Source organism: Anaerotignum faecicola (assembly GCA_024460105.1).
GTDB lineage: Bacteria > Bacillota > Clostridia > Lachnospirales > Anaerotignaceae > JANFXS01.
The window spans coordinates 1-509 of the sequence record JANFXS010000157.1 but is presented as its reverse complement, the minus strand read 5'-3'; the positions used below and the strand labels follow the sequence as shown (position 1 = coordinate 509).

1 protein-coding gene is annotated in these 509 nt (G+C 48.5%); it reads left to right on the top strand.

Annotated elements, in window-relative coordinates:
- A partial coding sequence (locus tag NE664_13270; protein MCQ4727602.1) for a DNA adenine methylase occupies nt 1-509 on the top strand: 509 nt, incomplete at both ends.

Here is a 509-nt window from a genome sequence, read left to right as displayed (position 1 = left end):
AGACTGCAGGACTGCTGAATGAGAATGAATACTACTATCTTGTAGCCTGTATCGTGGAGGGAATCCCATTTGTATCCAATACCTCCGGTACGTACGGTGCGTATCATAAGAGCTGGGAACGGCGCAGCTATAAGAGATACCAGCTGTTCCAGCTGGAGGTGACGACGAATCACAAAGAAAACCGCTGTTATAACGAGGATGGGGCCGAACTGTTAAAGCGGCTGCAGGGGGACATCCTATACATTGACCCGCCTTACAACGAACGTCAGTATCTTCCGAATTACCATGTTCTGGAGACTGCGGCCAGGTATGACTATCCGGAGGTGACCGGCGTCACGGGACAGCGGCCCTATGAGAATCAGAAGTCGGAATTCTGTATGAAGAAGAATGTGACCGATGCCTTTGAACGGCTCATCAGCAATGCACGTTTTCAGCATATTATCTTAAGCTACAGCACGGACGGTCTGATGACGACTGAGGATATTGAAAGAATAATGAAGATGTATGGA